The 18,918-nt window shown below is 73.0% G+C and carries 23 protein-coding genes; 11 read left to right on the top strand and 12 right to left on the bottom strand.

Features of this window, described 5'->3' with window-relative positions; translation table 11 throughout:
* The first annotated feature begins 101 nt into the window (after positions 1 to 101).
* Positions 102 to 1,934, top strand: a complete 1,833-nt coding sequence (locus K7640_RS27555) for an NHL domain-containing thioredoxin family protein (protein ID WP_222957845.1) — start codon at positions 102 to 104, stop codon at positions 1,932 to 1,934.
* A 31-nt stretch (positions 1,935 to 1,965) separates the two neighbouring features.
* On the opposite strand, the gene K7640_RS27550 is transcribed toward K7640_RS27555, so the two are convergent.
* The 3 genes from K7640_RS27550 to K7640_RS27540 are packed head-to-tail and all read right to left on the bottom strand — an operon-like array spanning position 1,966 to position 4,167.
* The gene (locus tag K7640_RS27550) at positions 1,966 to 2,715 is read right to left on the bottom strand and encodes a LamB/YcsF family protein (protein WP_222957844.1); all 750 of its coding nucleotides are present in this window, start codon (positions 2,713 to 2,715) and stop codon (positions 1,966 to 1,968) included.
* Positions 2,699 to 3,562, bottom strand: coding sequence for a biotin-dependent carboxyltransferase family protein (locus K7640_RS27545; protein ID WP_222957843.1), 864 nt, complete (start codon positions 3,560 to 3,562; stop codon positions 2,699 to 2,701). The genes K7640_RS27550 and K7640_RS27545 overlap by 17 nt, the downstream gene beginning before the upstream one ends.
* Complete coding sequence (locus K7640_RS27540) at positions 3,559 to 4,167, bottom strand: allophanate hydrolase subunit 1 (protein ID WP_222957842.1); 609 nt, start codon at positions 4,165 to 4,167, stop codon at positions 3,559 to 3,561. The genes K7640_RS27545 and K7640_RS27540 overlap by 4 nt, the downstream gene beginning before the upstream one ends.
* 98 nt (positions 4,168 to 4,265) lie before the next feature.
* Here K7640_RS27540 and K7640_RS27535 point away from each other — a divergent pair, with 98 nt between their 5' ends.
* The gene (locus tag K7640_RS27535; RefSeq protein WP_222957841.1) at positions 4,266 to 4,943 is read left to right on the top strand and encodes a hemolysin III family protein; all 678 of its coding nucleotides are present in this window, start codon (positions 4,266 to 4,268) and stop codon (positions 4,941 to 4,943) included.
* Positions 4,944 to 5,034: 91 nt separating this feature from the next.
* Here the strand turns inward: K7640_RS27535 and K7640_RS27530 are convergent, their stop codons facing one another.
* On the bottom strand, positions 5,035 to 5,319 hold the full coding sequence (locus K7640_RS27530; protein ID WP_222957840.1) for a DUF6458 family protein: 285 nt from the start codon (positions 5,317 to 5,319) through the stop codon (positions 5,035 to 5,037).
* Positions 5,320 to 5,434: 115 nt separating this feature from the next.
* On the opposite strand from K7640_RS27530, the gene K7640_RS27525 reads away from it, so the two are divergent.
* Positions 5,435 to 5,971 (top strand): histidine phosphatase family protein, encoded by a 537-nt coding sequence (locus K7640_RS27525; RefSeq protein WP_222957839.1) that lies wholly within the window; start codon positions 5,435 to 5,437, stop codon positions 5,969 to 5,971.
* Between the two features lie 170 nt (positions 5,972 to 6,141).
* Here K7640_RS27525 and K7640_RS27520 read toward each other — a convergent pair whose 3' ends face one another.
* The 4 genes from K7640_RS27520 to K7640_RS27505 all read right to left on the bottom strand — a co-directional run bounded on the left by K7640_RS27520 (position 6,142) and on the right by K7640_RS27505 (position 10,649).
* Positions 6,142 to 6,411: a DUF6458 family protein gene (locus tag K7640_RS27520; protein ID WP_132390535.1), complete on the bottom strand. Its 270-nt coding sequence runs from the start codon at positions 6,409 to 6,411 to the stop codon at positions 6,142 to 6,144.
* 332 nt (positions 6,412 to 6,743) lie between these two features.
* The gene (locus K7640_RS27515; RefSeq protein WP_222957838.1) at positions 6,744 to 8,600 is read right to left on the bottom strand and encodes an acyl-CoA dehydrogenase; all 1,857 of its coding nucleotides are present in this window, start codon (positions 8,598 to 8,600) and stop codon (positions 6,744 to 6,746) included.
* 140 nt (positions 8,601 to 8,740) lie between these two features.
* Positions 8,741 to 9,868 (bottom strand): PP2C family protein-serine/threonine phosphatase, encoded by a 1,128-nt coding sequence (locus K7640_RS27510; RefSeq protein ID WP_222957837.1) that lies wholly within the window; start codon positions 9,866 to 9,868, stop codon positions 8,741 to 8,743.
* Positions 9,869 to 9,968: 100 nt separating this feature from the next.
* Positions 9,969 to 10,649 carry a septal ring lytic transglycosylase RlpA family protein gene (locus K7640_RS27505; protein ID WP_222957836.1) on the bottom strand — a complete coding sequence of 227 codons (681 nt, stop codon included), beginning with the start codon at positions 10,647 to 10,649 and terminating at the stop codon, positions 9,969 to 9,971.
* Between the two features lie 186 nt (positions 10,650 to 10,835).
* On the opposite strand from K7640_RS27505, the gene K7640_RS27500 reads away from it, so the two are divergent.
* Both K7640_RS27500 and K7640_RS27495 read left to right on the top strand, forming a co-directional pair.
* Entirely contained in the window at positions 10,836 to 11,399 is a 564-nt protein-coding gene (locus tag K7640_RS27500; RefSeq protein ID WP_222957835.1) for a phosphoribosyltransferase family protein, read from the top strand.
* A gap of 33 nt (positions 11,400 to 11,432) precedes the next feature.
* Positions 11,433 to 12,458, top strand: a complete 1,026-nt coding sequence (locus K7640_RS27495) for a questin oxidase family protein (RefSeq protein WP_222957834.1) — start codon at positions 11,433 to 11,435, stop codon at positions 12,456 to 12,458.
* Between the two features lie 76 nt (positions 12,459 to 12,534).
* Here K7640_RS27495 and K7640_RS27490 read toward each other — a convergent pair whose 3' ends face one another.
* Positions 12,535 to 13,464 carry an LLM class flavin-dependent oxidoreductase gene (locus K7640_RS27490; protein ID WP_255610058.1) on the bottom strand — a complete coding sequence of 310 codons (930 nt, stop codon included), beginning with the start codon at positions 13,462 to 13,464 and terminating at the stop codon, positions 12,535 to 12,537.
* A gap of 81 nt (positions 13,465 to 13,545) precedes the next feature.
* Positions 13,546 to 14,313, bottom strand: a complete 768-nt coding sequence (locus K7640_RS27485; protein WP_222957832.1) for a DinB family protein — start codon at positions 14,311 to 14,313, stop codon at positions 13,546 to 13,548.
* Between the two features lie 125 nt (positions 14,314 to 14,438).
* Here K7640_RS27485 and K7640_RS27480 point away from each other — a divergent pair, with 125 nt between their 5' ends.
* Positions 14,439 to 14,837, top strand: a complete 399-nt coding sequence (locus K7640_RS27480) for a hypothetical protein (protein ID WP_222957831.1) — start codon at positions 14,439 to 14,441, stop codon at positions 14,835 to 14,837.
* A 131-nt stretch (positions 14,838 to 14,968) separates the two neighbouring features.
* On the top strand, positions 14,969 to 15,364 hold the full coding sequence (locus K7640_RS27475) for a nitroreductase family deazaflavin-dependent oxidoreductase (protein ID WP_222957830.1): 396 nt from the start codon (positions 14,969 to 14,971) through the stop codon (positions 15,362 to 15,364).
* 14 nt (positions 15,365 to 15,378) lie between these two features.
* Here K7640_RS27475 and K7640_RS27470 read toward each other — a convergent pair whose 3' ends face one another.
* Complete coding sequence (locus K7640_RS27470) at positions 15,379 to 15,990, bottom strand: dihydrofolate reductase family protein (RefSeq protein ID WP_222957829.1); 612 nt, start codon at positions 15,988 to 15,990, stop codon at positions 15,379 to 15,381.
* 155 nt (positions 15,991 to 16,145) lie between these two features.
* A complete protein-coding gene (locus K7640_RS27465; RefSeq protein WP_222957828.1) occupies positions 16,146 to 16,379 on the bottom strand; it encodes a hypothetical protein in 234 nt (77 codons plus the stop codon).
* Between the two features lie 54 nt (positions 16,380 to 16,433).
* Between K7640_RS27465 and K7640_RS27460 the strand changes: the two genes are divergently transcribed.
* The 4 genes from K7640_RS27460 to K7640_RS27445 all read left to right on the top strand — a co-directional run bounded on the left by K7640_RS27460 (position 16,434) and on the right by K7640_RS27445 (position 18,383).
* Positions 16,434 to 17,006, top strand: coding sequence for an HAD domain-containing protein (locus K7640_RS27460; RefSeq protein WP_222957827.1), 573 nt, complete (start codon positions 16,434 to 16,436; stop codon positions 17,004 to 17,006).
* 97 nt (positions 17,007 to 17,103) lie between these two features.
* On the top strand, positions 17,104 to 17,463 hold the full coding sequence (locus tag K7640_RS27455) for a winged helix-turn-helix domain-containing protein (protein WP_222957858.1): 360 nt from the start codon (positions 17,104 to 17,106) through the stop codon (positions 17,461 to 17,463).
* Positions 17,464 to 17,721, top strand: a complete 258-nt coding sequence (locus K7640_RS27450; RefSeq protein ID WP_222957826.1) for a hypothetical protein — start codon at positions 17,464 to 17,466, stop codon at positions 17,719 to 17,721.
* Positions 17,718 to 18,383, top strand: coding sequence for a hypothetical protein (locus K7640_RS27445; RefSeq protein ID WP_222957825.1), 666 nt, complete (start codon positions 17,718 to 17,720; stop codon positions 18,381 to 18,383). Before K7640_RS27450 ends, K7640_RS27445 begins: the two co-directional genes overlap by 4 nt.
* Positions 18,384 to 18,918 lie beyond the last annotated feature (535 nt).

The raw sequence follows: 18,918 nt of genomic DNA, 5'->3' as shown, positions 1-18,918 counted from the left end.
GGGTCACGGAGTTCCGTGGCCCCGCCGTCGGCGTTCCGGCTGTGATCGAGACCGCTGCCGTGCCGGGTCGCGCGGGGCGGTCCGTCCGGCAGACTGAGGACATGAGCGCACGAGTACGGGCACCCGAGCTGCGCGGTCGGGGCTGGCTGAACACCGGCGGGCGGGACCTGAAGCTTTCCGACCTGCGCGGAAAGATCCTTCTGCTCGATTTTTGGACCTTCTGCTGCATCAACTGCCTGCACGTGCTCGACGAGCTGCGCCCGCTGGAGGAGAAGTACGGCGACGTGCTGGTCGTCGTCGGCGTGCACTCGCCCAAGTTCGAGCACGAGAAGGACCCGGCGGCGCTGGCCGCCGCCGTGGAGCGGTACGGCGTGCACCACCCCGTCCTCGACGATCCCGAGCTGGACATGTGGCAGCAGTACGCCGCCAAGGCCTGGCCGACCCTGTCGGTGGTGGATCCGGAGGGCTACGTGGTGGCCACCATGGCCGGCGAGGGGCACGCCGAGGGGCTGGCCCGGCTGATCGACGAGCTGATCGAGACGCACCAGGCCAAGGGCACGCTGCACCGGGGCGACGGCCCGTACGTCCCGCCGGCGGAACCGGACACGGCGCTGCGCTTCCCGGGCAAGGCCGTGCTGCTCGACGGCGGCAACCTGCTGGTCTCCGACTCGGCCCGGCACTCCCTGGCGGAGCTGGCGCCGGACGGCGAGCGGCTGGTCCGCCGGATCGGCTCCGGCGCCCGGGGGCGCGCCGACGGCCCGGCCGAGGCGGCCACCTTCGCCGAGCCGCAGGGGCTCTGCCTGCTGCCCCGGCACGCCGCCGAGGTGGCCGGCTACGACCTGGTCGTCGCGGACACCGTCAACCACCTGCTGCGCGGGGTGAAGCTCGCCACCGGCGAGGTGGTCACCGTGGCCGGCACCGGCCGGCAGTGGCGGTCCACCGTCGACGACCACGCGCACGACGCGCTCTCCGTCGACCTCTCCTCCCCCTGGGACCTGGCCTGGTACGACGACAGGGTCGTCGTCGCGATGGCCGGCATCCACCAGCTCTGGTGGTTCGACCCGATCAAGCGGACCGCCGGGATGTACGCCGGCACCACTGTGGAGGCGCTGCGCGACGGTCCGCTGGCCGAGGTGTGGATGGCCCAGCCGTCCGGGCTGTCGGTAAGCGCCGACGGCACCCGGCTCTGGGTCGCCGACAGCGAGACCAGCGCCGTCCGGTACGTCGAGAACGGGACGATGTTCACGGCCGTCGGGCAGGGGCTGTTCGACTTCGGTCACGTCGACGGGCCGGCCGACCGGGCGCTGCTCCAGCACCCGCTCGGGGTCTGCGCGCTGCCCGACGGTTCGGTGCTGATCGCGGACACCTACAACGGTGCGGTGCGCCGCTACGATCCCGGGACCGAGCAGGTCGGCACGGTGGCGGACGGCCTGGCCGAGCCGAGCGACCTGGTGCTCACCGACGACGGCGGGGTGCTGGTGGTCGAGTCGGCCGCCCACCGGCTCACCCGGCTGGCCCCGGGGGCGCTGGACGCCGCCGGCGCCAGCACCGTGGACGGGCCCCGGCACAAGCTGGAGCGCAAGCCCACCGACGTGGCGGCGGGCGAGCTGACCCTGGACGTCATCTTCACCCCGGCGCCCGGCCAGAAGCTGGACGACACGTACGGCCCGTCCACCCGGCTGGTGGTCTCGGCCTCGCCGCCGGAGCTGCTGCGGGAGGGGGCCGGGACGACCACCGACCTGTCCCGCCGGCTGGTCATCGACGGCTCGGTGCCCTCGGGGGTGCTCCAGGTGACCGCCCAGGCGGCCACCTGCGACGCGGACGTCGAGCACGCCGCCTGCCACCTGACCCGGCAGGACTGGGGGGTGCCGGTGCGGGTGGTCGACGGTGGGGCGACCCGGGTGCCGCTGGTGCTGCGGGGCATGGACGCCTGACGGCCGGTCGGGCCCGGGATCCGGGCCCGGCTCAGGCGAACGGCTTCGGGGTGACGCCCGCGTCGAGCAGTGCCGCGCGGACCAGCTCCGCCGCGGCCACCGCGCCGGGGCTGTCTCCGTGCAGGCAGACCGACTCGACCTGGCAGGGGATCACGCTGCCGTCGACCGCCACCACGGTGTGCTCGGTGGCCATCCGGACCGCCCGGACGGCCACCTCCTCCGGGTCGGCGACCAGCGCGCCGGGGGCGGTCCGGGGCACCAGCGAGCCGTTGGGCAGGTAGCCCCGGTCGGCGAAGCCCTCGGCGACCACCCGCAGGCCGGCGCCGACCGCGAGCTGCGCCAGCGTCGAGCCGGGCGCGCAGAGGATCGGCAGTTCCTCGTCGTACCCGCTGACCGCGGCGACCAGGGCCGCCGCCTGCGACTCGTCCACCGCCGCCGCGTGGTAGAGGGCACCGTGCGGCTTCAGGTAGCGGACCCGGGTGCGGGCCAGCCGGCAGAACGCGTCCAGGGCGCCGAGCTGGTAGGTGACCTCGTCGCGCAGGTCGGTGAAGGCGTACGCGATGTGCCGGCGGCCGAAGCCGGCCAGGTCCCGGTAGCCGACCTGGGCGCCGACGGCCACTCCCCGCTCGGCCGCGGCGGCGCTGACCCGGCGCATGGTGGACGGGTCGCCGCCGTGGAACCCGCAGGCCACGTTCGCCGAGGTGATCAGGTCCAGCAGCGCCTCGTCGTCACCGAGCCGCCAGATGCCGAAGCCCTCGCCGAGGTCAGCGTTCAGGTCCATGGAACCTCACCGTAGTCCCCGGCCGGGCCTGCGCGAGCGCTGTCACGTCCGCGACCACCCCGATGACCGGGTAGCCGCCGGTGGTCGGGTGGTCGGCCAGGAAGACCAGCGGCCGACCGTCCGCCGGGACCTGCACCGCGCCGAGCACCAGGCCCTCGCTGGGCAGCTCGCCGCCGACCGCGCGGGGCAGCGCGGGACCTTCCAGGCGTACGCCGATCCGGTTGCTGAGCGGACCGACGGTGTACGGGCTGTGCAGCAGCCGGTGCACGGCGGCCGGGGTGAACCAGTCGTCGCGGGGGCCGAGGCGCAGCCGCAGCCGGAGCTCCGCCGGCGGCGTCCAGCCCGGCGTGACGTCCACCGGCGCGGGGCCGCCGGCGGGCGGGCCGAGGGCCAGCCGGTCGCCGTCGCGGACCGGGGGCGGGCCGAGCCCGGAGAGGGTGTCGGCGGAGCGGCTGCCGAGCACCGGCTCGACGGCGATCCCGCCCGCCACGGCCAGCCAGCTGCGCAGCCCGGCCCGGGGCGGCCCGATCCGCAGCACCGCGCCGGCGGGCACGGAGAGCGGCCGGCCGACGTCCGCCGGCCGGTCGTCCACCCACAGTTCGGTGTCCGCGCCGGTCACCGCCACCGTGGTCGCGGAGGTGAAGCGCAGCACGCAGCCGCCGAGGGTGACCTCCAGGCCGGCGGCCGGCTCGGGATTGCCGACCAGCCGGTTCGCCAGCCGCAGCGCGGCCGGGTCGAGCGCGCCCGACCGGGGTACGCCGAGGTGCGCCCAGCCGGGGCGGCCCTGGTCCTGCACGGTGGTCAGCGCGCCGGCCCGGAGCACCTCGACGGCGGCGGACCGGCTCATGCCGGCACCAGCCGGACCCGGGTGCCGGGGGTGAGCCGGGCGGGCGGGTCGGCGTGCACGTCGAACAGCGGCAGCGTGGTCCGGCCGACCAGCAGCCAGCCGCCCGGTGAGGCGCTCGGATAGATGCCCGCGTACGGGCCGGCGAGCGCCACCGAGCCGGCCGGCACCCGGGGTCGGGGGGTGGCCAGCCGGGGCACGGCCAGCTCCGCCGGCAGCCCGGTGAGGTAGCCGAAGCCGGGCGCGAACCCGCAGAACGCCACCCGGAAGTCGGTACGCCGCAGCCGCCGCACCACCTCCGGCACCGGCACCCCCCAGTGCCCGGCGACGACGGGCAGGTCCGCGCCGTCGTACACGGTGGGGACCTCGACCTCGCCGACGGTCGGCGTGGCGGTCGGCGGCGCCGGCGTCCAGCCGGCGACGAGCCGGGCCACCGCGGCCGGGTCCACCCCGTCGAGCAGGACGGTACGCGCGGCCGGGACGATTTCCTCGGCGCTCAGCTCGCCGGCCGCCCGGCGCCGGCACAGCTCGGCCCGCCACCCCTCCACCTGGTCGGGGTCGTCGCATTCGAGCAGCAGCGCGTACGCGCCGACGGGCCGGATCCGCACCCCGCCATGGTGGCCGATCCGGGGGCGGTCCGGGAATCCCCGGCACCGTGAGCGCACACACTACTTGCAAGTAACCTACGGTGTCGTAACCTGTCTAGGTGACCACCTCTGCGCCGCTGCGGCTCAAGCCGGTCGACATCGGTAAACCGCGGATGCGCGGCTGGCTGCACACGTACGCGTTCTTCGTCGCCCTCGCCTGCGGCATCGTGCTCTGCGCGATCGCCGCCACCCGTCCCGGCTGGGCCCCGCTGGTCAGCTGCCTGATCTACAGCGTGACCGTGTGCGGGCTCTTCGGCACCAGCGCGCTCTACCACCGCCGGGTGTGGTCCGAGCGCGGCTACCAGATCATGCGCCGGCTGGACCACTCGATGATCTTCGTGTTCATCGCCGGCACGTACACGCCGCTCTGCGCGCTGCTGCTCGACCGCGGGCCGGCCACCCTCATGCTGGCCGTGGTCTGGGGCGGCGCGCTGGCCGGGGTGGCGGTGAAGCTGATCTGGCCGCACGCCCCCCGCTGGGTCTCCGCGCCGCTCTACCTCGCCCTCGGCTGGGTGTCGGTGGCGATGCTGCCGCAGATCCTGCGCGGCGGCGGGGTCACCGCCCTGGTGCTGCTCGCGGTCGGCGGCGCGCTCTACAGCGTGGGTGCGGTGTTCTACGCCCTACGCAAGCCGAACCCCTGGCCGACCGTCTTCGGCCACCACGAGTTCTTCCACGCCTGCACCCTGATCGCCGCGATCTGCCACCACATCGCGATCTATTTCGCGCTGTTCGCCTGAGGCCCGCCGGCCCGGCCCCGTCCGGCCCCGGGCACAGGCAGGGGGCCCCGCGCCGTTGCGGAGCCCCCCACGTCCCTGGGCGAGAGCGCGCTCAGACCGTACGGCCCGGGCGGCGAACCTCGCGGTACTCCTCGCGGACCACCCGGTCGTCCTGCACCGGCACCACCGGGTCGGCGACCACCCGCTCGCGCACCGGCGCGGCGACCACGGCGCGCCGGCGGTTCCAGAAGTAGAGGGTGGTCAGCAGCCCGACCAGGCCGGCGAGCATCAGCACCCAGCCGACCACGTTGACGTTGAGCCATCCCAGGTCGGCGTCGATGGCGAACGCGAAGATCGCGCCCAGCGCGATCAGGAAGATGCTGGCACCGATGCCCATGACGTCGCCTCCTTGGCGTTCAGCTGGCGTTTCCTACCGCCGCGGCCATGGATGAGGTAGCGGCACGCATCGACATACCCAGGCGCTGTGATCGCCAATCAGGCAAGCTGTGGCCATGACGGACCGGACAGCCGGGGAGCGGAGCCTGGTGCTCCTGCGGCACGCCAAGGCCGAACCGCCCGATTCCTCGCCCGACGCGGAGCGCCGGCTCAGCGCGCGCGGACACGCCGACGCTGCCGCCGCCGGAGCCTGGCTGGCCCGGCACGGCCTGCTGCCCGACGTGGTGCTCTGCTCGCCGGCCCGGCGCACCCGGCAGACCTGGCACGACGTCGCGCTGGGCATGACCGGCTCGCCGCCGGAGGGCGGCCCGGCGGGCTCGGCCCCGGCGGTGCGCTACGAGGCCGCCGCGTACGAGGCCGGCCCCGAGGACCTGCTGGCCCTGCTCCGGACGGTCGACCCGGCGGCCCGCACCGTGCTGCTGGTCGCCCACAACCCGGGCATCTCGCTGCTCTCCGCCCTGCTCGACCCGGAACGGGCCGATCCGGACGGCCTGCGCACCACCGACCTGGTGATCCACCGCCCGACCTCCCCCTGGCCGGACCTCACCCCCGGCGCCGCCCCCATCACCACCCGCCACACCGCCCGCGGCTGAGGTGTAAGGAGGGGCCCCCTGTTAACGCATTTAGTAGAGCAGGGGCCCCCGCTTAACACTTCCGGCGGCTCAGGAGGGCGGAGCGGTCGGCCCCACCGGGCCGGACCCGTGCCGTGGCCGGCTCAGGAGGGCGGTCGGCCCCACCGGGCCTGGCCCGCGCGGTGGCCGACTCAGGAGGGTGGGGCGGTCGGCGGCGGCGGGTCCGGTGGCGGCGGCATCATCGCCGTCGGGTGGGAGAGCCGGTTCTCCTCCACGATCAGCGTGCGTGCCCGCTTGCGCCGGTCCTGCCAGAACCACAGCGTGGTGAGCAGGACCGCCAGCCCGGCCAGGATGAACACCCAGCCGACCGCGCGCAGGTCCAGCCACCAGACGTTGGCCCGGATGGCGAAGGTCATGATCGCGCCGAGCGCGATGAGAAAGATGGCGCTGCCAATGCCCATGTGCGCTGCACTCCCCCGTGCGGTGGCCCTTGGGCGTGCCCCTGACGTGTCCGTGACGGTTACCCGCCAGGCGGCACGCCTACCCGACCCGGCCCGCGCAATTCGGCCCGCGCAATTCGGCCCGTCACCGCTCCGCCCCCCACCGCTCCGCTGTCATCTTCGACAGGGGGCCCGCCATGATCCGCGCTGAATCCTGGTTGTAGTGGCCTTGTAGGCGCAGCGAGACCACTACAACCAGGATTCAGCGCGATCTTGCAGGCGGACACCAGCGGCCGGCGAGCGCATGCTCGCCGGCCGCTGTGGGTCAGACTGGGATGATCGCCCCAAAGGGATCAGAAGGCCTCTTCTGGGAGGTCCATCAGGTCGAGGTCGGTGCCTTCGATGATCCGCCGGTCGGAGCCGATGCGGGGCAGCACCTCGCGGGCGAAGAACCGGGCGGCGGCCACCTTGCCGGTGTAGAACGCCTTGTCGGCGGCGGACACCTCGCCGGCCAGGGCCTTCAGCGCGACGTCCGCCTGCTTCTGCAGCAGCCAGCCGACCACCACGTCGCCGAGGGCGAGCAGGAAGCGACGGCTGCTCAGGCCGACCTTGTAGAGCGCCCGGGCGTCGCCGGCCTGGGCCTCGCCCAGCCAGCCGGTCATCACGCCGAGGATGTTCTGCACCTCGGCGAGCGCCTTGCCGAGCGCCTGCCGCTCCTCCTTGAGCTGGCCGTTGCCCGCCTCGGAGGCGATGTGCTCCTGGATCTCGCCGGCGACCGCCAGCAGGGCCTTGCCGTTGTCCCGGACGATCTTCCGGAAGATCAGGTCGAGGCTCTGGATCGCGGTGGTGCCCTCGTACAGGGTGTCGATCTTGGCGTCCCGGACGTACTGCTCCAGCGGGTAGTCCTGGAGGAAGCCGGAGCCGCCGTACGTCTGCAGCGACTCGTGGCCGAGCAGCTCGTACGCCCGCTCGGAGCCGACGCCCTTGACCAGCGGAAGCAGCAGGTCGTTTACCCGCTTGGCCAGCTTGGTGGCCTTCTCGTCGCCGGCCGCCTCGGCGATGGCGACCTTGTCCTGCCAGCCGGCGGTGTAGCAGACCAGCGCCCGCAGCCCCTCGGCGTACGACTTCTGGAGCATGAGGGAACGGCGCACGTCGGGGTGGTGGGTGATGGTCACCCGCGGCGCGGTCTTGTCGGCCTGCTGGATCAGGTCGGCGCCCTGCACCCGGTTCTTGGCGTACTCCAGGGCGTTCAGGTAGCCGGTGGAGAGGGTGGCGATCGCCTTGGTGCCGACCATCATCCGGGCGTACTCGATGATCATGAACATCTGCCGGATGCCGTCGTGCTTCTCGCCCAGCAGCCAGCCCTTGGCCGGTACGCCGTGCTCGCCGAAGGTCACCTCGCAAGTGTTGGAGACCTTCAGGCCCATCTTGTGCTCGACGTTTGTGGCGTAGACGCCGTTGCGCTCGCCCAGCTCACCGGTCTCGGCGTCGAAGTGGTACTTCGGCACCACGAACAGGGACAGGCCCTTGGTGCCGGGGCCGCCGGCGCCCTCGACGCCGACCGGGCGGGCCAGCACGTAGTGCACGATGTTGTCGCTCAGGTCGTGCTCACCGGAGGTGATGAAGCGCTTGACGCCCTCGATGTGCCACGAGCCGTCCGGCTGCTGCACGGCCCGGGTGCGCCCCGCGCCGACGTCCGAGCCGGCGTCCGGCTCGGTCAGCACCATGGTCGAGCCCCACTGCTTGTCGATGAAGAGCCGGGCCCACTTCTGCTGCTCCTCGGTGCCCTCCACGTGCAGCACGTGCGCGAAGGACGGGCCGGAGGCGTACATCCAGACCGGGGCGTTGGCGCCGAGCACCAGCTCGGCCAGCGACCACCAGAGGGCGCGCGGGGCGTTCGTGCCGCCGAGGGCCTCGGGCAGGTCGAGCCGCCAGAACTCGGAGTCCATGAACGCGCGGTAGGACTTCTTGAACGACTCCGGCAGCGGCGCGGTGTGCGTCGCGGGGTCGAAGACCGGCGGGTTGCGGTCGCTGTCCAGGTAGCTGGCGGCCAGGTCCTCGCGGGCCAGGCGGTCGACCTCGGAGAGGAAGCTACGGGCGGTGTCGACATCCAGGTCCGTGTACGGCTCGTGGCCGAACGTCCGGTCCGCCCCGAAGACCTCGAACAGGTTGAACTCGAGGTCCCGAACGTTGCTCTTGTAGTGGGTCATGCTCGCTGGCCCCGCTTCCGGACAGGTGTTACCGATCAGTAACCCAGACTGTATTACTCACCGGTAGGCAGCGACAACCCGATCACCGAAGTGATGGCAATTACACACCTGCGGTTCGCCGGACGGCGTCCCCGCCGCCATCACGCCTCCGCCGCGCCGACCTCCCAGCTCGGGACGGCCGCCGGGGTGGCGGCACGCGAGCCGGTGTATTCCATCAGGACCAGCGCGATGTCGTCGTCGAGCCGGCCGTGCACCCACTCGACCAGCGCGGTCTCCAGGGAGGCCAGCCCGTCGGCGACCGTGCCGTGGCCGAGCAGCCGCCAGGCCCGGTCGGCGGTCGGGAAGAACTCGCCGTCCCGGCGGGCCTCGCCGAGGCCGTCGGTGAACAGCAGCAGCCGGTCACCCGGCTCCAGCCGCTCGACCCGGGGCCGGACCACCGGCATGAAGCCCAACGGCGGGGCCGGGGCCGGCGGCTCCAGCGGGATGACCGCCCCGCGGCGCAACAGCAGCGGCGGCGGGTGGCCGCAGTTGACGATGGTGAGCGTCCCGCCCCGCTCCTCGACCAGCGCGGCGGTGACGAAGTCCTCGTCGCCGACGTTGCGGGCCACCGCCCGGTCCAGGTCGGTGACCACCGCCCGCAGGTCGGAGCGCTCGTACGCCACGTGCCGGTAGGAGCCGAGCACGATGCTGGCCAGCCGGACCGCGTCCAGCCCCTTGCCGCGTACGTCACCGATGATCATGCGGACGCCGTACGGGGTGTCCATCGCCTCGTACAGGTCGCCGCCGATCTCGGCGGTGGCGGTGGAGGAGATGTATCGGGCGGCCACCGCCAGCGAGCCGACCCGGGGGCCGAACGGGCGCAGCACCGCCTGCTGGGCCACCGTGGCCAGTTTGGACAGCTGGGCGATCTGCTCGGCCTGGCGCTGGCGTACCGCGGCGACCCCGGCGGCGACCGCGGTGGCCAGCGCGATGCCGGCCACGTTGATCGCGGTGACCAGTGACATCTCCGGCTCGGCCAGGGCGAAGCCGGCACCGGTGAGGGTGGCCGCCGCGCCCACGCCGAGCACCACCCGCCAGGACGCCAGCGCGGCGGCCAGGAACGGGGTGGCCACCATCAGCGCGACGTAGTGCACCGGGCGGCCGTCGGCCGCCTCGACGGCGGAGACGATCGCGAGCAGCCCGAGGGCCGCGCCGAGGCCGGCGCGGGATCCGGGGGTCAGCGGGCTACCGCCCGACCGAAGGGGCTGCATGCGTACACCGGACAGCATGCCTGAAGAAAATGAACCGTGGCATGAACCTGCCCTGACGTCCGAGCGTGTTCTGGCCGACGGGACCAGGCCGGCCGCCGGTCGACGCCCGCCCCGCCGATCAGCCGAGCACCTCGTACTTCACGGTCAGCTCGCCGAGGTCGACCGAGGCGATCGCCGCGAACGCGGCGCGGGACAGGTCGATGCAGCGCCCGTCGATGTACGGGCCGCGGTCGTTGATCCGTACGGTGACCGACTTGCCGTTGTCCGGGTTGGTGACCCGGACCTTGGTGTTGAACGGCAGGGTCTTGTGCGCGGCGGTCAGCGCGCTCGGGTCGAAGGTCTCGCCGTTCGCCGTCATCTGCCCCTCGTCGTAGAACGACGCGCCGCAGGTGCCGCTGTCGACCACGGCCGCCGTCTTCTTCGCGGCGGTCGGCTTCGGGCTGGCGGTCCGGGTCGCGGTCGGCTTCGGGCTGGCCGTCCGGGCCTTGCCCCGCGACGCCGCCTGCGCGGACCGGGTGGCCTTCGGAGTGGCGGTCGCGGTGGCGCTCGGCGATGGGCTGGCGCTCGGCGAGACGGTGGGGCTGGGCGAGAGGGTGGGGCTGAGCGAGGGGCTCGGTGCGGCCGAGGTGCTGGCCGGCGGGGCGGCGTCGAGCACGGGCGGGGTGGTCGCCTCGCCGGCGGTCAGCTGGACGGCACCGACGGTCCCACCGACCGCGAGCGCGACACCGACCGCCGCGGTGGCGGCGATACCGCTCGGCGAGGAGAAGAAGCGGTTGCGCAGGGTGTGCCTACCCGTCACTGACCTGGTCCTTTCGTCGATCGGGTGAACCGAGATCGGACCGTAACGAGAGAAGTACTTCCGAAGTCAACGTGATCATGGTGGTATAGCCCGATTTACAGCTATACGTGTAGCCGATCATCCGAGTCGAGGTGGGCCGGTCGGGCCGCGTCGCGCCGGCCGCCCGCCGTGCCGCAGGATGGGGCCGTGCCCGCTGAGCTGAGCGAACGCCTCGTCGCGTTGTTCCGCTGGATCGACCCCGGCCCGACCAGCGACCACCTGGTCAGCGACGTCGCCGGCTGGTGGCGCGACCCCGAGGTGCTGGCCGGGCTCGGGCCGGCGCTGGTGGCGCCGTTCCGGGCCGCCCGGCCGACGGTGGTCGTCGCCCCGGCGGTGACCGGGCTGATCCTCGGCCCACTGGCGGCCACCGCGCTCGGCGTGGGCTTCGCGCCGGCCTACAAGGCCGGCGACGGCCGGCTGCCCGCCGGGCCGGTGAGCTGGGCGCAGAGCCGGCCGGACTTCCGGGGGCGCCGGGTCCGGCTGGGCGTACGCGACCACGACCTGCGCCCCGGCGACCGGGTGCTGGTCGTTGACGACTGGCTGACCACCGGCGCCCAGGTCCGCGCCACGCACGCCATCTGCGCCGCCCGGGGCGCCGAGGTGCTGGGCACCGCCGTGGTGGTCCGCGACTGCCCGCCGGAGACCGCCGCCGAGCTGCGGCTGCACGCCCTGCTCGACGCCGCGCGGCTGCCCACCCGGGCCACCCATTGACCTCCACGAAGGTTGAGGTTTCACGATGGGGGCATGGACACGGGGATTCTGGACGAGGCGTACCGGCGGCTGCACCACACCGGGCCGGAGTTCGAGGGCTGGCTCTCCAACCACGGGCCGATGGCGGTGGAGGCGCTGGTGCGGCACGGGCACGACGGCCGGGTGCACCGCTGGCTCGACGCGTACCTGAAGCGGCTCGACGACGCGCCACGCGGCCTGCGGCCAATCGACGACTGGCGGGCGGCGCTCGGCGACCCGAAGCGGGCCGGTGACTGGCTCGGCTACTTCGCGCGCGAACTGCGCGAACGGCCCTGGCGCGAGGTGCTCGGCACCTGGTGGCCCCGGCTGCTGCCGGGCATCGCCGCCGGTGCCACGCACGGCGTGATCCGGGTCGGCCACGCCGTCCGCGCCCTCCTCGACGGCGGGGACGGCGCGAGCCCGGACCGGCGCACCGAACTGGCCCAGGCGCTCGGCTACTGGGCCGCCCGCTGGCAACCGGTGCCGGGCGCCGGGCCGCTCACCGGCCGGACGGACCTGGTCGACGCGCTGGACTCGCTGCCCCGGCTGCCCGACCGGACCGGCGGCATCGGCGACCGGCTGGGCCGGCTGCCCGACGTACCCCACTGGTCGCACGCCCTAACGGCCCCGCGCCCGGCGCGGACCCCGGCCGACGCGCAGCGGGGGCTGACCGCGCTGGTGCACCGGGCGAGCCTGGACTACCTGCGGTTCGGCCACGAGAACCCGGTGATGCTGGTGCACGCGGTCACCGCGCCCACCGCGGTGCTGCGGACCCTGCCGGCCCTCGACCCGGCGCGGTGGGCGGCGAGCCTCGCCGCGGCCTGGTCGGCCACCGCCGCCGTCACCGCGGTGTACGCGCCGGCGCACCCGTCCGGCGCGCCCGCCGTGCGGCCGGCCGACCCGGCCGAGGTGTTCGCCCGCGCCGCCCGGCACGGCGACGAGCACGTGGTCAAGCTCGCCGACGCGGTCCTCGACTCGCACGCGGCCACCGGGGACGCCCGGGTCCTCGCCGCCGCCGGCTACGCCGGGCAGCTGATCTGAGGGTGCAAGGAAGGTGCCCTTGTTAACGCCTACGGTAGAGAAGGGTGCCCTTCTCACCACCCCGGTCGGCGCGCGGTCAGGGGGTGCGCAGCTCCGGCAGCAGCCGGGTCGCCACGTCCGCCAGGACCTCCTCGTCACCCGCGTACCAACTGCTGGCCCGGGGCCAGTGGGTGATGACGTCGGTGAAGCCGAGGGCCGCCGCCCGGGCCACCTGCTCGGCGAAGAAGTCGGCGCTGCTCAGCGAGAACTCCGGCGCGGAGTCCAGCGACAGGTAACGGTCCAGGCTGGCCGGGTCGCGGCCGGCCTCGCCGAGCGTCCGGTCCAGCCGGCCGCACAGCTCGCCGACGCCGTCCCACCAGCTCGTCAGGTCGTCCCCGCCGGTGCCGGTGGTCACCCAGCCCTGGCCGAACCGGGTGGCCAGCCGCATCGACCGGGGACCGTTGGCGGCGACCACGAACGGCACCCGGGGCCGCTGCACGCAGCCGGGGTTGTTGCGGGCGTCCACGGCGGCGAACCAGTCGCCCCGCCAGGTCGTCCCGTCCTCGCGCAGCACCAGGTCGAGCAGCTCGGTGAACTCGCCGAACCGGTCCACCCGCTGCCGCGGCGGCAGCGTCTCGCCGCCGAGCACCGCCGAGTCGAAGCCGATCCCGCCGGCGCCGAGGCCGAGCAGCACCCGGCCGTCGGAGATGTCATCCAGGGCGGTGAGCTGCCGGGCGAAGGCCACCGGGTGCCGGAAGTTCGGCGAGGCGACCAGCGTGCCGATCCGGATCCGCGAGGTCACCGTGGCCGCCGCGGTGAGGGTGACCATCGAGTCGAACCACGGCCCGTCGACCAGGTCCCGCCAGCCCAGGTGGTCGTACGTCCAGGCGTGGTCGAAACCCCACTCCTCGACCTGCCGCCACCGCCGCTGCGCCTGCGCCCACCGCTGGTCGGGCAGGATCACGATGCCAATCCGCATGATCGCCAGCCTAGTCGGGGCGGGTGGGGGGTGAGGTTGGGGCGTCATGCCGTGAACTGCGGTATCCCAGGCGGCGGTTGGCGCGTCTTGCCGCGAGTCGGCTCCCTCCGGCTGGCGGGCGAGGTCTGGTCAGGTTGGGCGGGCCTCCAGCACTGCCAGGTCCCGTTCCGCGTAGCGGCGGTGCGCGCAGCACTCCGTCATCAGCACCCGCAGGCACTCACCGACCGGGTGCGACTCGGTGCCCCAGACCGGGGCCAGCTCCGCCGTGCAGACCCGGTCCAGCTCCGCGTCGGTGAGGTCCGCGACCACCCGGCCCGTGCGGGCCATCCGGTCCGCGTGCAGCGCCAGCACCTCCGCGTACGCCGGCCGAGCGGTCAGGTCCACGCCGATCTCCGCGGCGCGGCCGCTCGGATAGTCCGTCGGTGGCAGGGCCAGCCGGTGGTGCGGCACCGCCTCGCCGAGGATCATCCGACCCACCCAGGTGTCGGCGGCGAAGACCAGGTGGCGCAGCGTCTCCACCAGCGACCACTCGTCGTCCACCCGCTCGTGCCGGGCCGGCTCCGGCAGGCGCTCGGCGCGGGCGATGGTCTCCGCCCAGAGCCGCTCCACCAGCGCCCACATCGCCCGGTGGTCGTCGGCCGACCGGACCGCCCGCAACCGCACCCGCTCCGGGTGCCGCCGGTCCAGCTCCGCCGACACGTACGCGGTGACGTCGACGTCGTCGACCACCACCCGCCCGGCGGTGCCGTTGAACCCGGAGACCCGCAGGTCCGCGATCTCCGAGCTGACGATCCGGACGCCGGTCAGGTCACAGTCGCGGAAGGTGGCGCCGGTGAGGTCGGCGGCCCGGAAGGCAGCGCCCCGGAACTGGTCGGTGTCGGCGTACTCGGTGCCCATCGCGTCATCATGCTCGGCCGGTCCGACAGTTCGGGGAGCACCCGGTGAGCGCCGTCCCACTACAGTGGCCACTCGCGAACCGGCCCGCGCCGCCCCGCCGGGACCGGGCGCGGATCGGGGGCGTCATGAAGAACTGGTACGACTCCTGGCTCGGCGCCGCGTCGCTGGGCGGGCTCGCCCTGCTGGTCGGCGGCGCCTGTCACCTGCTCGGCTGGTGGGATGCCGCGCAGCAGGCCTACGCGGTGGCTTCGGCGGCGCTCCTCGTGCGGCTGGCCGTGCTGTTCGGGCGACACCTCCGGGGACGCCGGAACAGTCAGCGGCCGGGCTCGCGGCGCGTCGTGGCGGCCTGGTTCGCCGGCGCGCTGCTGGCGTTCGTGGCCATGTTCCCGGTTCTGGGGCAGACGGGCGACGACCTGGGGGGCGTGCTCGTGCTGCTGGCGGTGGCGGTGGTCTTCCTCGGCTGTCTGGGTCTCGCGCTGGTCGAGGCGCAGCGCGTCGAGCGCGACCGCCCCACCTCGCACTGATCCCGCCCCGTCATCCGGGCGATCGCCGGCCGTCCCGCGGTCGGCGGGACGGCCGGGGACTTGGCCTCGGGAACTACGGTGGGCGCCGACCGGTGGACGAGCCCGCCTGTCGATGCGCGGAGGTGATGACGGTGGCGCAGCGTTACTGGCGACCCGACCGGTTCACGATCAAGGTGCTCAATCCGCTCGTCCGGGCGGCGGGCGGAACCACCCTTGAGGTGGCCGGGCGCCGGACCGGCAGAATCCAGCGGATTCCGGTCAACCTGCTGGAGCACGGCGGCGGGCGGTACGTGGTGGCGATGCGGGGCAACACCGAGTGGACCCGCAACCTGCGGGCCGCGGGCCGGTGCGCGATCCGCCGGGGACTGCGCCGCGCCACATATCACGCGACCGAGCTGCCGCTCGACGAGCGGCAGCTGGTCGTGGACGCGTACCGCGCCAAGTGGCCCGGGCAGTCCCGGCGCTTCTTCGACCGGTTGCCCGACGTGGCGGACCATCCGGTGTTCCGGCTCGACGCCGACGGCTGACCGGGACTGAAAACCTAGATGGCGAGGTCGCCGTAGGTCGGGGCGCCGGACGCCTCGTACGTCAGTTGCAGCGTGCCGTTGGGGTGGGCGACCGACTCGGTGAGCCGGAGGGCGGCGGGCACGGCGCCCTCCGCGAACACCCGCTTTCCGCTGCCGAGCACCACCGGATAGAGCCACAGGTTGAGCCGGTCGACGAGGCCGTGCCGCAGCAGCGTCTGCACCAGGTCCAGGCTGCCGATCACGTGCAGCTCGTCGTGGCGGTCCTTCAGCGCGGCGACGCCCTCGGCGAGGTCACCGGCGACCAGCGTCGAACCCGCCCACTCGAGCGGCTCGGCCAGGGTGCGGCTGGCCACGTACTTGGGCACCCGGTTCAACAGGCCGGTGAAGGGCATCTCCTCGGGTGCCTTCGGCCAGTAGGCGGCGAAGATCTCGTAGGTCTTCCGGCCCAGCAGCAGCGCGTCCATGCTGGTGGCCTGCGCGAACATGGCCGAGCCGGACGCCTCGTCCAGCAGCGGCACCTGCCACCCGCCGTGCCGGAACCCGCCTTCGCGGTCCTCGTCCGGCTCCCCCGGCGCCTGTGCCACGCCGTCCAGCGTCACGAACTCCGTCACGACCAGCTTGCCCATCGGATGCTCCCTCAGATTCTGAACCGTCCCCCGACAGACCGCGCCGCGGTCGAATAGTCATCGGTGGGATCCGGCCGATCCGCGGTGACCCGACACCCCGCCACCACCGCACCGCCGCGAGCGTGACGGGTCTGCGCACCGGGCAGAACACCTAGCTAGGCCCCGCGGTCCTCGATCAGGCGGCACATGACCTCGATGTCGCCGGAACGGATCATTTCGTCAACCGCTGCCACCATGGCACCGACACCGGGCTCCGGAACGATCACCTGATCCGAGCACCGGAAGTAGCGACCGCCATCGACTTCGCCGGTGTCGGCGACAACATGTCCGTACATGTCGTCCGACAAGCCGTGCGTCTCGCGCACCCCGTGCGTCACCATCACGCGCACTGTGGCTCCCGGCCTGTTCACGCCACATCGCGCTGGCTGACTCGACGGGGGACAATGCGCGGGGGCCGGGATGGCTATCGTGCGCCGGTGACCGCTGGTGCCGAGCGTCCCTTGCTCTTCCTCGACGTGGACGGACCGCTCATCCCGATCGGCGGGGGGCCGCCGCGGGACTCCGGCGGGTGGACGGCCGGGGCCGACGTCACCGACCAGTGGGACGAGCCGGTCAACCCCCTCCTGTCGAGGCTCGATCCGACGCACGGTGCGCGGCTCAGCAGACTCGGATGCGAGCTGGTCTGGGCCACCACCTGGATGGCCGACGCTAACGAGGACGTCGCACCACGCATCGGCCTACCGGAACTGCCCGTCGTCGACTGGCCCGATGAGGACGAGGAACCGCCGGTCCGGCGGCTGCACTGGAAGACCAGGGGCCTGGTCGCGTGGGCGGCCGGACGGCCCTTCGTGTGGGTCGACGACGAGATCAGCGACGTCGACCGAGCCTGGGTGGCCGCCAACCACCCTGGACCCGCGCTTCTCCACCGCGTGGACCCACGGGTCGGGCTCACCGATTCCGACTTCGCCGCCATCGAGCGATGGCTTCAGCGCGCGGGGCAGGCCTCGGGCCGGTAGCGGGCACGGCCGGCGCACCCGAACCCGATCCGCATGAGGCCGGTGTTGACGACTTCTAGCACATGCCAATACTCTTTGGCATGTGCCGAGGAACGCTCTGCAGATCGCTGCCCTGACTGGTGACGAGCTGGTGCAGGTGCTTGCGACGCTCGCCAGCCCGCACCGCATGCGCGTCCTCGCTGCGTTGTCCACGGGCCGCAACTACGTCAGTCGGCTGGCCCGGGACCTCGGCATCAGCAGGGCCCTGCTCCAGGTGCACCTCAAACGCCTGGAAAAGGCCGGGCTGGTGACGGCTCATCTTGAGCTGTCGGAGGACGGCAAGGCGATGAAGTTCTACGAGGTGACGCCGTTCGTGCTGCACCTGACCCCGCAAGCGCTGGTTGTCGCGGCCAGAACACTCACGGACACCACCGACGGCGGTGACGCCACGGTGAACATCGGAGAGGAACGAAAGTAGATGTCAGACCGCATCATTGAGGAGATCGCCATCGTCCTGGTGGTCGGCGCCGTGGGGGTCGCCGTCATATGGCAGCTCGGAGTCAGCCGGCGGGCCAGAGCCGCATTGGCTCGCGACACCGATTACCGGAAGATCGCCGAACGCGCCGTCGCGGCACAAGAGGCAACCGACGGCCGGTTGGCCGATGTCACCGGGCGGCTGACCGAAATGAACCTACGGGTGGCCGCGATAGAGCGAGTCCTCAAGGACGCCGAATGACCACGGCGGCGGCACGCCCCCGCCGTCTGGATGCCCGACCCGCCACATCAGGGCGCCTGACGAACCTTGCTCTCGCCGTGGCACCCGTCGGTGTCCTTGCCGGCTGGACCCTCATGCGGCTGGGTGCAAGCCACAGCACCGGTGTGGGCTGGGCATTGGCGCACTCGGTATGGCTCATCAGCTATGCCCTGTTCGGGATCGTCGTGGTCGAGCTGTACCGACGGATACGAGCGCAACCCAGCGGTGGCAAGGTCGTTGCCGTCCTCACCGCGGCTGTCGCGATGGCCGGCATCTCGGCCATCGCCGGTCAGATGATTGTGGATCTGGTTGTTGGTCTTGCCGCCGCCGATCGGACGCACATGCACGAGCTGTTCCAACGGGCGTTCGCTGTTCCCGGAGTGCAGCCGGTGCTGTACGAGGTCGGACCGATATTCCTCATCATCGGTCTTGCTGCTCTGTTCACCCACTTGGCGGTCATGCGCCGGGTCTCGGTGCGGACCGCCGCCCTGGCCCTGATCGGCATCATTCTGATCGGGCTGGAGGGGGCCGCCGAGGGGGTGGTGCGACTGCTGCTCATGCCGGCAGGCGCCGGCTGTCTCGCGCTGGCTCTGAACGAAATCAGGCGTACGTCAACGCACGGCCACGCTGGGCCCGCCGAGTAGGCGGGGTCCACGGTCGAGCGACCCGGAGCTCTCCTCGGTCGCCGACGTGAAGATGCGATGCCCTCGCGGGTCCGGAACGGCACCCGCCCTCCTCGATCGCGGCCCGGACGGGCTCCAGCACCCGGGACGGCTCTGCCCGAGCAGCATGATCTACCAGCACGCCACCTCCACGGCGGATCGGGCCATCGCCCAGGCGGTGAGGGCCGAGCGCGGGAAGGCCGAGAAGCCGGCGGCGGGTTCCTCGGACAAGGCCACGGCCAGGGGCAGGTAGCCGGGCAAGAAGCGTGGTCAGTGGCCAGTCGGACGCTGCTGTCCTCAGCAACGACGACGGCCCTGGCTGGGACTTGCGTCCTGACCAGGGCCGTTCACGTGGAGCGGGTGACGGGAATCGAACCCGCACTGTCAGCTTGGGAATCGGATTGATCCACACGTTGGGTAGCCCCATCGCCCAATAGAGGAACACGGAGCGTTCGGGTTGTAGCCGGCACGATGCCGGCCATAGCTCGTGTTGACCTCTGCATCGGGCACGGATCGG

It is taken from the genome of Micromonospora sp. PLK6-60 (genome assembly GCF_019890675.1).
In the GTDB taxonomy this organism is placed as follows: Bacteria; Actinomycetota; Actinomycetes; order Mycobacteriales; family Micromonosporaceae; genus Micromonospora.
Note: the sequence above shows the minus strand (reverse complement) of the source record. Positions and strands in the feature narration are given on the sequence as shown.